Annotated in this window: 12 protein-coding genes and 3 pseudogenes; 14 read left to right on the top strand and 1 reads right to left on the bottom strand. The window is 33.1% G+C overall.

Annotated elements, in window-relative coordinates; translation table 11 throughout:
* Window positions 1–74 precede the first annotated feature (74 nt).
* The 8 genes and pseudogenes from ACZZ95_RS07640 to ACZZ95_RS07605 all read left to right on the top strand — a co-directional run bounded on the left by ACZZ95_RS07640 (window position 75) and on the right by ACZZ95_RS07605 (window position 8838).
* Window positions 75–1954: pseudogene (locus ACZZ95_RS07640) on the top strand (glycoside hydrolase family 13 protein).
* A gap of 246 nt (window positions 1955–2200) precedes the next feature.
* Window positions 2201–3790: an alpha-amylase family glycosyl hydrolase gene (locus ACZZ95_RS07635; protein ID WP_463468610.1), complete on the top strand. Its 1590-nt coding sequence runs from the start codon at window positions 2201–2203 to the stop codon at window positions 3788–3790.
* A gap of 142 nt (window positions 3791–3932) precedes the next feature.
* On the top strand, window positions 3933–4610 hold the full coding sequence (locus ACZZ95_RS07630; RefSeq protein ID WP_463468609.1) for a glycerophosphodiester phosphodiesterase: 678 nt from the start codon (window positions 3933–3935) through the stop codon (window positions 4608–4610).
* Between the two features lie 90 nt (window positions 4611–4700).
* Window positions 4701–5909, top strand: a complete 1209-nt coding sequence (locus tag ACZZ95_RS07625; protein WP_463468608.1) for a BaiN/RdsA family NAD(P)/FAD-dependent oxidoreductase — start codon at window positions 4701–4703, stop codon at window positions 5907–5909.
* Between the two features lie 4 nt (window positions 5910–5913).
* Window positions 5914–6576, top strand: a complete 663-nt coding sequence (locus ACZZ95_RS07620) for an HAD family hydrolase (protein ID WP_463468607.1) — start codon at window positions 5914–5916, stop codon at window positions 6574–6576.
* An 81-nt stretch (window positions 6577–6657) separates the two neighbouring features.
* Window positions 6658–7380 (top strand): hypothetical protein, encoded by a 723-nt coding sequence (locus ACZZ95_RS07615; RefSeq protein WP_463468606.1) that lies wholly within the window; start codon window positions 6658–6660, stop codon window positions 7378–7380.
* A gap of 9 nt (window positions 7381–7389) precedes the next feature.
* On the top strand, window positions 7390–8112 hold the full coding sequence (locus tag ACZZ95_RS07610) for a hypothetical protein (RefSeq protein WP_463468605.1): 723 nt from the start codon (window positions 7390–7392) through the stop codon (window positions 8110–8112).
* Between the two features lie 9 nt (window positions 8113–8121).
* Complete coding sequence (locus ACZZ95_RS07605) at window positions 8122–8838, top strand: hypothetical protein (protein WP_463468604.1); 717 nt, start codon at window positions 8122–8124, stop codon at window positions 8836–8838.
* 15 nt (window positions 8839–8853) lie between these two features.
* Here the strand turns inward: ACZZ95_RS07605 and ACZZ95_RS07600 are convergent.
* Window positions 8854–9331, bottom strand: a pseudogene (locus ACZZ95_RS07600) (TspO/MBR family protein).
* Between the two features lie 152 nt (window positions 9332–9483).
* On the opposite strand from ACZZ95_RS07600, the gene ACZZ95_RS07595 reads away from it, so the two are divergent.
* From ACZZ95_RS07595 to ACZZ95_RS07570, 6 genes and pseudogenes are all read left to right on the top strand, one after another.
* Window positions 9484–10566 carry a diphosphomevalonate decarboxylase gene (locus tag ACZZ95_RS07595; RefSeq protein ID WP_463468603.1) on the top strand — a complete coding sequence of 361 codons (1083 nt, stop codon included), beginning with the start codon at window positions 9484–9486 and terminating at the stop codon, window positions 10564–10566.
* A gap of 30 nt (window positions 10567–10596) precedes the next feature.
* On the top strand, window positions 10597–10815 hold the full coding sequence (locus ACZZ95_RS07590; RefSeq protein WP_463468602.1) for a hypothetical protein: 219 nt from the start codon (window positions 10597–10599) through the stop codon (window positions 10813–10815).
* A gap of 5 nt (window positions 10816–10820) precedes the next feature.
* The gene (locus ACZZ95_RS07585) at window positions 10821–11123 is read left to right on the top strand and encodes a type II toxin-antitoxin system RelE/ParE family toxin (RefSeq protein WP_463468601.1); all 303 of its coding nucleotides are present in this window, start codon (window positions 10821–10823) and stop codon (window positions 11121–11123) included.
* Between the two features lie 3 nt (window positions 11124–11126).
* Window positions 11127–12066 (top strand): annotated as a pseudogene (locus ACZZ95_RS07580) (mevalonate kinase family protein).
* Window positions 12067–12140: 74 nt separating this feature from the next.
* Window positions 12141–12731, top strand: coding sequence for a DUF502 domain-containing protein (locus ACZZ95_RS07575; RefSeq protein WP_463468600.1), 591 nt, complete (start codon window positions 12141–12143; stop codon window positions 12729–12731).
* A 60-nt stretch (window positions 12732–12791) separates the two neighbouring features.
* Window positions 12792–13748: a geranylgeranylglycerol-phosphate geranylgeranyltransferase gene (locus ACZZ95_RS07570; protein WP_463468599.1), complete on the top strand. Its 957-nt coding sequence runs from the start codon at window positions 12792–12794 to the stop codon at window positions 13746–13748.
* Window positions 13749–14052 lie beyond the last annotated feature (304 nt).

Here is a 14052-nt window from a genome sequence, read left to right as displayed (position 1 = left end):
ATAGAATAAAAAAATTAAAAACGATACAGATATTCAATATTGTCTTTCGATATCTGTCAAACCTTAAAATAATTATGAGAACTTCAAAAACATCATTTACTAAAAAGCATCTTTTTTTAATAAAAACAGTTCTACTTGTTCTACTATTTTCTGCTTCCGCGAAAGCGCAAATACAGAAAGTAGAACCGCCATTTTGGTATGCTGGAATGAAAAATCCAGAATTGCAGATTCTGTTCTACGGAAAAAATATCGCACAATACGAAGCTTCTGTTTCAAACAATGTGGTGATTAAAAATGTAGAGAAAACAGAAAACCCAAATTACCTTTTCGTAACCATTGATACGCAAAACTTAAAAGCTTCAGAATTGGTTTTCTCTTTCAAAACCAAAAACAAAGTTGCCTTTACACAGAAATATTCACTTAAAGAAAGAAGAGCAAATTCTGCTGACAGAAAAAGTTACGATGCATCGGATATGATTTACTTAATCATGCCAGATCGTTTTGCCAACGGAAATCCGAAAAACGACAGCGATGCCAATTTAACAGAAAAAGGAAACCGTCAAGATCCAAGCGGACGTCACGGTGGAGATATCGAGGGAATCATTAAAAACTTAGATTATATTTCCTCTCTTGGTGCTACAACAATTTGGAGTACACCTTTATGTGAAGACAACGACAAACAGCATTCATACCATACTTACGGACAATCTGATGTTTATAAAATTGATCCGCGTTACGGAACGAATGACGATTACGCGCGTTTAGTCGCAGAAATGCACAAAAAGAACATGAAACTGGTTATGGATTATGTAACGAATCACTGGGGAATTACACACTGGATGATGAAAGATATTCCAACGAAAACATGGTTCAATCAATTTGAAACTTTCACGCAGACACATCACCGTCGTGAAGTTATTACAGACATTCATGCATCAAAAATAGATCAGGAAGTTTGTGTTGATGGCTGGTTTGTACCTTCTATGCCCGATTTGAATTTGAGAAATCCTTTAGTTGCAAAATACTTAACTCAAAATGCCATTTGGTGGATTGAATTCGCCAATCTTGACGGATTTAGAGTTGATACTTACAATTATTCTGATGTCAGCTGCAATGGCAAATTGGGCAAAAGCCATTACAAATGAATACCCGAATTTTAATATTGTGGGTGAAATCTGGATGCATAATCAGGCGAATTTGGCTTATTGGCAAAAAGACAGTAAAATTGGTGCCATCGAAAACTACAATTCGAATCTTCCAAGTGTAATGGATTTTACGCTTCAAAGTCAGGTTACATCTGCCTTCAACGAAGACGAACCAAGCTGGGACAACGGGTTGATTAAATTCTACAACAATTTTGCAATGGATTATTTATATCCTAATACGAATAACATTTTGGTTTTTTCTGAAAATCACGATACAGATCGTATGAATGATAAGTTTAAATACGATTTTCCAAAATACAAATTGGCAATGACTTTATTGGCAACCGTTCGTGGAATTCCGCAGTTATATTATGGTTCAGAAATTGGAATGGGCGGTGACAAAAGCAAAGGCGATGCAGATATTCGTCAGGATTTTCCAGGAGGATGGGCAGGCGATAAAAACAATGCGCTAACCGCGAGCAGGAAGAACTCCTGAACAAGCAAAATATTTTGATTTTACATCGAAATTATTCAACTGGAGAAAATCAAACGAAGCCGTTCACTTCGGAAAAATGACACATTATATTCCAGAAAATAACACCTATGTGTATTTCAGATATACAGATAATAAATCGGTGATGGTCGTTTTTAATAATAATGCAAAAGGGCAAACTATTAAAACCAATCGTTTCAAAGAAAGCATCAAAAACTTTAAAAAAGGAAAAGATGTTTTGACTGGAAAAACATTTGATTTAAGTTCTGAAATTACTTTAGAACCAAAATCGGCTTTAGTTTTAGAATTGGAATAGAAAATCAACGATTTACCATAACGTTTATCGTAGAGACGCACAGCAGTGCGTCTCTTTTTTATGTTCAAAGAGACCTGACAGGTTTTTAAAACCTGTCAGGTCTCACAACGGTAAAATTTAACACAATATATTTCCGTCACGAATTCACGAATTTCACAAAACAATAATTCGAGAATTCGTGGCGGATTTTTCAATTATATGCTTTCCTTTCTTTATCTTTAATATTCTGGCTTAAAATCAGTTTTAATGAATAAAGAAAATACTCCTAAAATACCTTTCATTTGGGAAGGGGCAAATATATATTTTTTACTTACCGATCGTTTTTACAACGGAAATCCTTCAAACGACATCAATTTTAACCGAACCAAAACTCCGGGAAAATTACGTGGTTTTGAAGGCGGAGATATCATCGGAATTATAAAAAAAATCGACGAAGGTTATTTTGATGAATTGGGAATAAATGCCATTTGGCTTACGCCGATTGTAGAACAAATTCACGATGGTGTTGATGAAGGAACTGGTCTTAGCTATGGCTTTCATGGGTATTGGGCGAGAGACTGGACGGCTTTAGACCCTAACTTCGGAACCAAAGAAGATTTGGCAAATCTGGTAAAAAAAGCACACGAAAAAGGCATAAGAATTATGCTTGACGGCGTTATTAATCATACCGGCCCCGTAACTCCCGAAGACCCGATGTGGCCGGAAGACTGGGTTAGAACTGGAATTGTCTGTGATTATAAATCATTCGAGAATACAACAATGTGTACCTTGGTCGATAATCTTCCGGATGTAAGAACCGAAAGTAATCAGGAAGTAGAACTGCCTTCTTTTTTGATTGAAAAATGGAAAAATGAAGGACGCTATGACAAAGAGATAAACTCGTTAAATGAATTTTTCAAAAGAACAAATTATCCAAGAACACCAAAATATTATATCATAAAATGGTTAACAGATTATATTTTGGAATTCGGAATTGACGGTTACAGAGCTGATACTGTAAAACATACTGACGAAGATGTCTGGATTGATTTTAGAAAAGAATGCGATTATGCATTTGAAACTTGGAAAAAACATCATCCGTTGGAAGTTTTAGATCAGAATCCATTTTACACCATTGCTGAAGTTTATGGTTATGAAATAAGTGGCGGACTAGATTATGATTTTGGAGACCGAAAAGTAAATTATTTCGAAAATGGCTTTAACTGCATGATTAATTTTGAATTTAAACTTGATGCTCAAAATGATTATGAAGTTATATTTTCGAAATATTCAGCCAAACTTCAAAATGAATTAAAGGGTTACAGCGTTCTAAATTACGTATCGTCGCACGATGATCCTGAACCTTTCGATGGAAATCGAAACAGAACTTTTGAAGCGGGAACAAAACTCCTGCTTTCTCCCGGAATTTCTCAGGTATATTATGGTGATGAAACGGGTCGTTCTTTAGAAATTGAAGGCACTGAAGGCGACGCTACTTTACGATCTTTTATGAACTGGGAAGATGTTGAGAATAATTCTGAAACTCAGAGCATACTTTGGCATTGGCAAAAACTAGGGCAATTTCGCAGAAATCATCCATCGGTTGGCGCTGGAATCCATAAAATGATTTCAGATCAGCCGTATATTTTCTCCAGAAGTTTTACTAAAGTTAATTATAAAGACGAAGTTATAATTGGTCTTGATTTAGGAACTGGCCCAAAAGAACTTCCAGTTGATTCTATTTTTGAAGATGGCACCAAATTAAAAGATGCTTTTTCGGGTAAAGAAACAGAAGTACAAAACGGAAAAGCAATCATTGATTCTGATTACGGGCTTGTTTTATTAGAACTTGCTTAACCGCAAATTTTTTTTGCCACGAATTACACAAATTATCACAAATTTAATTAGTGTAAATTCGTGAAATTCGTGGCGACTTTTTTATCTAATCCTTGCGTACTTTGCGTAAATCTTTGCGACCTTTGCGGTTAAACTTTACAAAATGCTAAAAATAGCACACCGCGGTGCCAAAGCTTACGAACCTGAAAATACTTTAAAAGCTTTCCAAAAAGCGTTAGACTTAAATTCAGACGGAATTGAACTTGACGTTCATTTGAGCGCCGATGGACATATTGTCGTAATGCATGATGAAACTATCGATAAAATGACCAACGGAAAAGGCACCATAAATACATTTTCTTTAGCCGAATTAAAATCATTTTTAGTCGCCGAACAATATCAAATTCCAACTTTAAATGAAGTTTTTGATTTAGTAGATAAAAAATGCCTGATCAATATCGAATTAAAAAATGCTGACACATCTGAGAAAGTCGTTTCTTTAATTGAAGCATATATTGCAGAAAAAGATTGGAGTTACGACAATTTTATCATTTCAAGTTTTGACTGGAATGCATTGCAGGAAGTTCAAAATCTAAATCCAAAAATTCCTATTGGTGTTTTAACAGAAGAAAATATTGATACTGCTTTGGCTTTCGCCGAAAGCATAAAAGCAAAAGCCATTCATCCTGATTTTCATTTATTAAACACTGAAAATGTTCAGGAAATGCGACAAAAAGGATTCTTGGTTTTTCCTTGGACAGTAAATACTGAAGAAGACATTCTAAAAGTAAAAAGTTATAAAGTAAACGGAATTATCTCTGATAATCCAGACAAAATATAAATCAGTCACAAGAAACTTTGTCAAAGTTCATCAGGGTTGAATAAAAAATTCGTGATCCCGATAGCTATCGGGAGTGGCAAACCAAATAATATGATCAAAAATTTCGACATAATCATCGTTGGCGGAGGCGCCGCAGGTTTTTTTACTGCGATTAATATTGCAGAGAAAAATCCGAAACTTAAAATTGTTATTTTAGAAAGAGGAAAAGAAGTCCTTTCTAAAGTCCGTGTTTCTGGTGGCGGAAGATGCAACGTAACACATGCTTGTTTTGAACCAAACGAATTGGTTAAATTTTATCCGCGTGGCGAAAAAGAACTTCGTGGTCCTTTTCATCAATTTTGTTCCGGCGATACAATCGAATGGTTTGAAAAACACGGCGTAGAATTAAAAATAGAAGAAGACGGAAGAATGTTTCCCGTTTCTAATTCCTCTCAAACCATAATTGATTGTTTCTTAAAAGCAACCGAAAAATTAGGCATTAAAGTATTGACCGGCCAAAGCGTTCAATCAATCTTTAAAAAAGAAAATCACTGGAAAATTGATACACAAAGCGACAATTATGTCGCCGAAAAATTAGTTTTGGCAACTGGAAGCAACCCGAAAATATGGGAAATGCTTCAGGAGAAAGGACATGCAATTGTAAGCCCCGTTCCTTCCCTATTTACTTTCAACATCAAAGACCCGCGCATTAAAGAATTACCCGGCGTTGCGGCACAAGTTACCGTAAATGTAAAAGATACTAAACTAGAATCGACAGGTCCTTTGTTAATTACCCATTGGGGAATGAGCGGTCCGGCAATTTTAAAGCTTTCGGCTTGGGGAGCGCGCATTTTGTTCGATAAAAATTATCAGTTTACGATTTTCGTGAACTGGCTAAATGATGTGGATACCGAAGATGCCGAAAAAATCCTAAAAGATTTAAAACAGGAACATGCTAAAAAAGCAGTTTATAAAAAATCACCTTTCGACTTCCCAAATCGTTTATGGGAAAGTTTGGTTTTTGCTTCTGAAATTGATGCGGAAACAAAATGGGCTGATTTATCAAAAAATCAATTGCAAAATTTAGCTTCACAATTAACAAAAGCAAAATTTCAGGTAAACGGAAAAAGCACTTTTAAAGAAGAATTTGTAACCGCAGGCGGCATCGATTTAAAAGAAATCAATTTCAAAACCATGGAAAGCAAAATTCATGAAAACCTTTATTTTGCTGGCGAAATTGTAAACATCGATGCGATTACAGGAGGTTTTAATTTCCAAAATGCTTGGACCAGCGGATTTATTGTTGCAAATAATATATAATAGAATGAAATTTAAAGGAATTATTTTTGATTTAGACGGAACTTTAGTAAACTCATTAGAAGACATTTCTGATGCAATGAATACGGTTCTTCAAGGTCTAAATTACCCAACTCACACTTACGATACGTATCAATATTTTATAGGAAGCGGTTTGCGAAATTTGGTCAGTAAAGCTTTGCCTGCCACAAACAATTCAGATGAACAGATTGAAATTTGTTTTGACTGCATGATCGAAACATATCGTGAAGTATGCACCATTAAAACAAAACCATACAAAGGTATTCGTGAGTTATTAGACAATTTGAAATCACAAAACATCAAACTAGCCGTTTTTTCAAACAAAGCTGATGAGCTTACCAAAAAAATAGCCTCAGAGATATTTCCTGATTATTTTGATTCCGCAATTGGTTTAAGCACGGAAGAACTTAAAAAACCAAATCCGTTTGAAGCTGTTGCAATAAGCAAAAAATGGAGTTTAAAACCAGAAGAAATTCTTTTTGTAGGTGATTCTGATATTGATATGCAGACTGCAATAAATGCGAATATGTTTCCAGTTGGAGTTTCTTGGGGCTATAGAACAGAAGAGGAATTAAAAGTAAGCGGCGCTAAATTGGTTATCGATACTCCTTCGGAATTAATTAATGTATTGCAAAAATATTCTAATTAAATAATTAACAAGAATTTACAGGTTTCACAAGTTTTCATTAAGACAATTCTAATAATTTTACTTTCAACTAAATACCACTAGATGAAAGTAAAATTACTCACTACAATTTCTTTTTTCACATACCAGCTTTCTATTTCTCAAACCGAAAAACTATTAAACGGAAAAGTTTATTCTCAGAACATTTTGCTTAAAAATGTTGAAGTAATCAACAAAACTGCCAAAACGAGTACAAGAACAAATGAAGCAGGAGAATTTTCGATTTTAGTTCGCCCTAAAGACAGCTTAATTTTCTTCTCAAAAGATTATTTTTTCAAAAGATTAAAAGTTTCGCAAGAGAATATAGATCAAAATAATATTACTGTTAATATGATTTTGAAACCCGAGGAACTGGATGAAGTTGTTATTACTACTATTACACTTCCTCATATTGGCCCCGCAGACGAAAATTCTACTGTAATACCAAAACCCGCAATATCTAATCCTGGCGTTTATACTGGCGGCATTACCAATGGAGCAGATTTAATGGCTATTTTAAGTTTGTTTTTAAAAAAGGATAAAAAAGCTAAGAAAATTAAATTCAAAGAATTAGACTTCAAAAAATTAGCTGAATCTACTGTCCCAATAGATTTCTTTACAGATGATTTAAAATTAAAACCTGACGAAAAAGATTTGTTTCTTCAATTTTGCGATGCCGATCCGCAGGCTAAAATCCTTGTACAGCAGAAAAATTTACTTTATACAATGGACTTTTTATACACTAAAAATCAAGAATTTAAAAAACTAAATTCTGGAATTAAAAACTAAAATCCATTCATGAAAGTAAAATTACTTACTACAATTTCTCTTCTAACTTATCAATTAAGTATTTCGCAAACAGAAAAATTACTTCAAGGAAAAGTCATTTCTAATAATGCCCCGATTAATAAAGTCGAGGTGATTAATAAAACAGCTAAAACCAGTACAAGAACAAATGAGCTGGGAGAATTCTCTATTTTGGTTAAAGAAAGAGACAGTTTACTTTTTTTCTCTAAGGATTTTTTCTTTACCAGATTGAAACTTACTGCCGAGAACATAAAAACTAATAATCTTGTTGTTAATATGGTTATTAGAGCCGAAGAATTAGATGAAGTTTTAATTACTAAAATGAAACTGCAAAAAGTAACATACGATGCCGAAAAGGTAAAACAGATCTATGTAGACAAAATTGCAACTGATTTGAGTGGTTATACTGGAGTTAATGACGGAAGAATTAGAAATTCGCCACATATAGCATTCCCGATTGGAAACAAAAAGCCAAAAGAAAAAAACGAAATTGACGACCGCTTTAAAAAACATGCCACTGCCTACTGTACTCCAGATTTTTTTAGCAACGATTTAAAACTAAATGCCGAACAAAAAGAGCTTTTCCTAGAATTTTGTGATGCTGATCCAAAGTCAAAAAAACTTTTAGAACACCCAAATGTTTTGGCAACAATGGATTTTTTGTATGCTAAAAATGAAGAGTTTAAAAAATTAAATTTAGAAATCAAAAACTAAAATCTGTAAATGAAAGTAAAATTACTTACTACAATTTTTTTTTTCACCTATCAGGTTAGTATTTCTCAAACCGAAAAATTGCTTCATGGAAAAGTAATCGCTAATAATGCTCCACTAAGCAAAGTTGAAGTCATAAATAAAACTGCAAAAACAAGCACCAGAACAAATGAACGTGGAGAATTCTCCATTTCAGCAAAAGCACAGGATAGCTTACTTTTTTTCTCTAAAGATTATTTCTTTACAAGATTAAAACTTACCTCTGAAAAGATAAATTCAAATAATCTTGTAATTAAAATGATTATTAAGCCTGAAGAATTGCAGGAAGTAATAATAGCTAATGAAATAAAATTTGATCCCTTACCACCAGATCCAGAGGCGGTAGCAGATATAGATGTTAAAAAAAGAGACAAGAATCTGAAACGATACATAACTGGTTATAATGATGGCACAATCGTAAACGGAATGCAGACAAAATTTTCTTTCGGTGGTGGAAAACCACATAAAAAAGACAAAACCGAAAGTGCCTTCAAAAAGCTTATCAAAAAAACGTGTTCTACAGATTTTTTCTCAAAAGATTTAAAAATAACTGCCGAACAAAAAGAGCTTTTTATCGATTTCTGCGATGCCGATCCAAGGTCAAAAGCACTTACTCTAAATCCTAATATTCTAGCAACAATAGAATTTTTGAATGCTAAAAATAAAGAATTTAAGAAGCTGAAACCATAAAACCTGAAACAAATTTTACCTGTTCAACCACCAAATACTAGCATTTAAAACAGCCGCAAATCCAACCCACGCTAGATACGGAATCAATAAATAACCTGCTGTTTTATTGATTTTTATAAACTTCAAATAGGTTTCGTAAATCATCAGCCATAAAAGTGCTATTTCTACTAAAGCCAGCATCGGATTTTTTAAGCCGAAGAATAGATAAGACCAAATGGCATTTAATATCAATTGAATGATAAAGAAAAGTAATGCTTTTTTAACTTCTTCTGTTTGTTCTTTAATTTTATCCCAAACTAATCCTGCAAGCAACTGCCATAAAAATGTAAAGAATTGTCCAAACCGGCATAAAAATCCAGTTCGGCGGATTAAAAACTGGTTTTGCAATAGTTGGATACCAGCTTTCTACGCTCGGTCTTGTTACCAAACTTGCAGAATATCCTACTGCTAAACAAATAATTAAGGCTATTATAATCTTTACGGTCTTATTCATTTCATTAAAATTTTGTATTCAAAAATAGTTAAAAGAAAGATTTAAACCATATAAGTTCTGTAAGTTCATTTATTAAACTTTGAATTATAATTTCTGATATAACTTATAGGGTGAAATATTTTAAAAACTATCTTTGCCAAAATTTATATTTCATGTTTACAGCGACTGATTTTATTCCTAAAAAATATACTTCTACAATCGAAAACGGAAATTTTGAGTGGAGCGCTCCCAGCAATATTGCATTAGTAAAATATTGGGGCAAAAAAGACAATCAGATTCCAGCAAATCCTTCGGTAAGTTTTACTTTGAATAACTGTAAAACGATTACGAAATTGGGCTTCGAAAAAAGAGCAAACCAAAATTATTTTTCATTTGATTTACTTTTTGAAGGAAAACCAAAAGAAGATTTCAAACCAAAAATTCAGAAGTTTTTAGAAAGAGTTGAAGTTTATCTGCCATTTTTAAAAGAGTATCATTTTACAATTGACACCCAGAATACATTTCCGCATAGTTCTGGAATTGCGTCTTCGGCTTCTGGAATGGCGGCTTTGGCAATGAATTTCATGAGTTTGGAAAGAAAACTAAATCCAGAAATGACAGATGAATATTTCTATCAAAAGGCTTCTTTTTTAGCTCGTTTAGGATCAGGAAGTGCCTGCCGAAGCGTAAAGGGAAATGTTGTCGTTTGGGGAAATCAAGCCAATATTGAAGGAAGCTCAGATTTATTTGGAGTCGAATATCCGTATAGTATTCATGAAAATTTCAAGAATTATCAAGATACAATTTTATTGGTTGATAAAGGCGAAAAACAAGTTTCGAGTACCGTTGGCCACGATTTGATGCACAATCATCCGTATGCCGAAAGACGTTTTGCTCAAGCACACGAAAACTTAGATCAGTTAATCAAAATTTTTGAAAACGGTAATTTAGAGGAATTCATCAAAGTTGTAGAAAGTGAAGCTTTAACTTTGCACGCGATGATGATGACCTCAATGCCTTATTTTATTTTGATGAAGCCTAATACGTTGCAAATTATAAATGCAATCTGGAAATTTAGGAATGAAACTCAAATTCCGGTTTGTTTTACACTTGATGCCGGAGCAAATGTGCATGTGCTTTATCCCGAAAACGTTACAGAAAAAGTATTACAGTTTATTCAGGACGAATTAGTTGTATTTTGTCAGAATCGTCAGTACATTTGCGACAAAATTGGAGAAGGCTCAATTGCATTATAATTTTGCGTATCTTTAATTAAAATTTAGGTTATGGACATTCAATTAGAAAAACGCGAAGTGATAGATATTCTGGAAGGTACAGATGACCTTTCAATTATTTTGGCGGTCAAAAAATTGCTAACCAAAAAGAAAAAAGATTGGTGGGATGATTTAACTGATGAACAAAAAGCAGAAATTCAATTGGGTGAGAAACAAATCCAAAAAGGAGAATATTCAGATTTTGAATCTTTTATACAGAAATATATCTGATTTAAATGAGGAAAATTATAATTTCGGATGTTGCTCAATCAAAAATTGAAAATCTTTTAGAATATTTAGAAATAAAATGGTCAGATAGAATTCGGAAAAAGTTTGCAAACAAATTGTACCAAGCTGTAAATATTCTTCAAGACAATCCGGAAGCATTTCCAAGATCAGAAAGCAATAAAAAAGTACATAAATGTGTGATTACAAAACAATCAACATTATACTACAAGTTTAATAATAAAAGAGTTGAAATAGTTGCATTTTTTGACACACGACAAGACCCAAATAAAATTAAGAAAGACATAAAATAAATCATGAAAGGACCATTATTTTACTCAAAAATATTACTCTTTGGAGAATACGGAATCATCCGCGACTCTAAAGGACTTTCTATTCCTTATAATTTTTACAATGGTGCTTTAAAGAAGTCTGAAGAGCCTTCTGCAGAAGCCATTGCATCAAACGCAAGTTTGCGACGTTACACAACTTATCTTGAAGCTTTACAGACAGAACAGCCTGATTTGGTTTCTTTTGATTTGTTAACTTTAAAAAACGATGTTGAAAGCGGCATGTATTTCGATTCTAGTATTCCGCAAGGATATGGTGTTGGAAGCGACGGTGCACTTGTGGTCGCGATTTATGACAAATATGCTACAAATAAAATCACAGTTTTAGAAAATCTGACTCGTGAAAAACTTTTACATTTAAAAACTGTTTTTTCTCAAATGGAAAGCTTTTTTCACGGAAAAAGTTCAGGTTTAGATCCTTTAAACAGCTATTTGAGTATTCCGATTTTAATTAATTCTAAAGATAATATTGAAGCAACTGGGATTCCGACTCAAAGTTTTGACGGGAAAGGTGCTGTGTTTTTATTAGACTCTGGAATTGTGGGAGAAACTGCTCCAATGGTTAACATCTTTATGGAAAACCTAAAAGACAAAGGTTTCCGTGCGATGCTTAAAAACCAATTCGTTAAATATACAGATGCCTGCGTAGAAAACTTTTTACATGGCGATATGACTTCTTTGTTTACCAATACTAAAAAGCTTTCTAAAGTTGTTTTAAATCATTTTAAACCAATGATTCCAGAACAATTTCACGGAATCTGGCGAGCACGGAATTGACACAAACGACTATTATTTAAAACTTTGCGGTTCTGGAGGCGACGGTTATATTCTTGGTTTTACCGAAGATTTAGAACGTGCTAAGGCATCGTTGAAAGACTATAAACTAGAAGTTGTCTATCAATTCTAAATTTGAATTTATTTAAAACCCCACGCTTATTGAATATCCTTTCTTAAAAATAATCACCCTAATAGTTATTGAATATGAAAAGTATTTTAAAGATTATCAAGGCAACTTTTTTAGGAGGAATTTTATTTTTAGCACCTTTAATTTTATTATTGGTTCTTTTAGAAAAAGGTTTTAGTATTATTCAAAAAATTACAAATCCAATTATCAATCACTTTCCAAAAGTGAAGGTTTTAGGACTTGCGATTGAAGAAATTGTTGCAATAGTAATCATCATTTTCATTTGCTTTACTGCTGGATTAATAGCCAAAACAACTTACGCTCAAAAACTGATTCATCGATTAGAAAACGGAATTTTAAGCTTTGTTCCTGGTTATTCGTTTATGAAAAACATGAACGAGAGCATTATGGGTTTTGAATCCAATCAGGATTTAAAAGTTATTCTTGTTCCTACAGATGCTGGTCTTCAATTTGCTTTTTTAATTGAGCAGATAAATGAAAATAGTTTTGCCGTTTTTATTCCAGATGCACCAAATCCATGGAGCGGATCTGTGGTTTTTGTAGAAAAAAAAGATATTAAAGAAATAGAGATGACTCAAAAAGAAGCTCTGGCCTGCATTCGAAAATTAGGATATGGCTCTAAAGAATTGTTAAAAAACAAGCTTTAAACTATTACAATTAGAAAATATCCGTTAACTTCCCTCATCTAATCCATCAAAAAATTATTTATGTTAAGCAGACAGCACAAACTTTTAGTAATGAAAATTGTTAGTCTGTTTTCTGTAGTTAGAGGTTACAATATCCCGATTATAGTTTTAGCGCAATATTTGTCGGCGATTTTTATATTGGCGCCCGAAATTAGAGCGCTGGATATCCTTCTTGATTTCTATCTGTTTTTAATTGTATTTGCTTCTGCCGTTACCATTGCTTCTGGTTATATCATCAATAATTTTTACGACAGTCAGAAAGATTTAATTAATAGGCCCAACAAATCTATGCTGGATCGATTGGTGAGTCAGAAAACAAAGTTGACTGTTTATTTTAGTTTGAACTTTCTGGCCGTTTTAATGGCTTCTATAGTTTCATGGAGAGCTTTTTTATTCTTTTCAGCTTATATTTTTCTAATTTGGTTTTATTCGCATAAAATAAAAAAATACCCAATTATTGGAAATTTGATGTCGGCATTATTGGCTGTAACGCCGTTTTTCGCCATTTTACTTTATTTTTACAATAAGATTTCGTTTGAAGAAATTGAAAATCACATGAGTCATTTTGTAGTGATTTCAGCTCATGCCGTTTTCTTGTTTTTGCTTTTATTAATTCGCGAAATGATAAAAGATCTAGAGAATTTAAAAGGCGATTTGGTAAGTGATTATCGAACAATTCCTGTTTTGTACGGAGAAAATATCTCGAAACAAATTATTACTGCCCTGACTCTTTTGACCATTTTACCTGTTTATGTTTTGGTAAACATTTATGATGTGGGCTATATGGATATTTATTTTTACGCTTGTTTTGGTGTTTTACTTTTTTTCCTGATTTATTTATGGAAATCGAATTCCAAAGAACAGTTTTTAATGCTTCATAATGTTTTGAAATTCCTGATTGTTTCAGGCGTTTGCTGTATTGTTCTTATTAATCCGAGTGTTTTGTGGCACGGGCGTGAATTGATTTCTAATTACTAAAGTCTTTACTCAGAGATTTTTTTATTTCACGCAGATCTTGCAGATTCAGCAGATTTTCTCTTTTGTGTCTCTTTGTGTAAATTTTGCGAATCTCTGCGAAATAATATAATATCAATATATTTAAAAGAAGCCAATTGTTTTAATCTAGCCCCGGTTGAAATGAAAATCCTTTTTTGGTCTCGTTTTTTTATAACGAGACCAAAAAAGATTGTAATGGAAAACGGGAAACAATGTCTCAAAAAAAGCCAATTGTGGAGCTTCTAAACCTCTTAAATTTCATTGCTATTAATCTAAGAACATTGAA

The sequence above is a fragment of the Flavobacterium sp. AC267 genome, from assembly GCF_979258715.1.
The sequence above is the reverse complement of the archived record's forward strand: the minus strand, read 5'-3'. Positions and strand labels throughout refer to the sequence as shown.

Bases quoted from the DNA above. Each gene is read 5' to 3' on its own strand.
- ACZZ95_RS07635 (WP_463468610.1), top strand. From the start codon at position 2,201: ATGAATAAAGAAAATACTCCTAAAATACCTTTCATTTGGGAAGGGGCA.
- ACZZ95_RS07630 (WP_463468609.1), top strand. From the start codon at position 3,933: ATGCTAAAAATAGCACACCGCGGTGCCAAAGCTTACGAACCTGAAAAT.
- ACZZ95_RS07625 (WP_463468608.1), top strand. From the start codon at position 4,701: ATGATCAAAAATTTCGACATAATCATCGTTGGCGGAGGCGCCGCAGGT.
- ACZZ95_RS07620 (WP_463468607.1), top strand. From the start codon at position 5,914: ATGAAATTTAAAGGAATTATTTTTGATTTAGACGGAACTTTAGTAAAC.
- ACZZ95_RS07615 (WP_463468606.1), top strand. From the start codon at position 6,658: ATGAAAGTAAAATTACTCACTACAATTTCTTTTTTCACATACCAGCTT.
- ACZZ95_RS07610 (WP_463468605.1), top strand. From the start codon at position 7,390: ATGAAAGTAAAATTACTTACTACAATTTCTCTTCTAACTTATCAATTA.
- ACZZ95_RS07605 (WP_463468604.1), top strand. From the start codon at position 8,122: ATGAAAGTAAAATTACTTACTACAATTTTTTTTTTCACCTATCAGGTT.
- ACZZ95_RS07595 (WP_463468603.1), top strand. From the start codon at position 9,484: ATGTTTACAGCGACTGATTTTATTCCTAAAAAATATACTTCTACAATC.
- ACZZ95_RS07590 (WP_463468602.1), top strand. From the start codon at position 10,597: ATGGACATTCAATTAGAAAAACGCGAAGTGATAGATATTCTGGAAGGT.
- ACZZ95_RS07585 (WP_463468601.1), top strand. From the start codon at position 10,821: ATGAGGAAAATTATAATTTCGGATGTTGCTCAATCAAAAATTGAAAAT.
- ACZZ95_RS07575 (WP_463468600.1), top strand. From the start codon at position 12,141: ATGAAAAGTATTTTAAAGATTATCAAGGCAACTTTTTTAGGAGGAATT.
- ACZZ95_RS07570 (WP_463468599.1), top strand. From the start codon at position 12,792: ATGTTAAGCAGACAGCACAAACTTTTAGTAATGAAAATTGTTAGTCTG.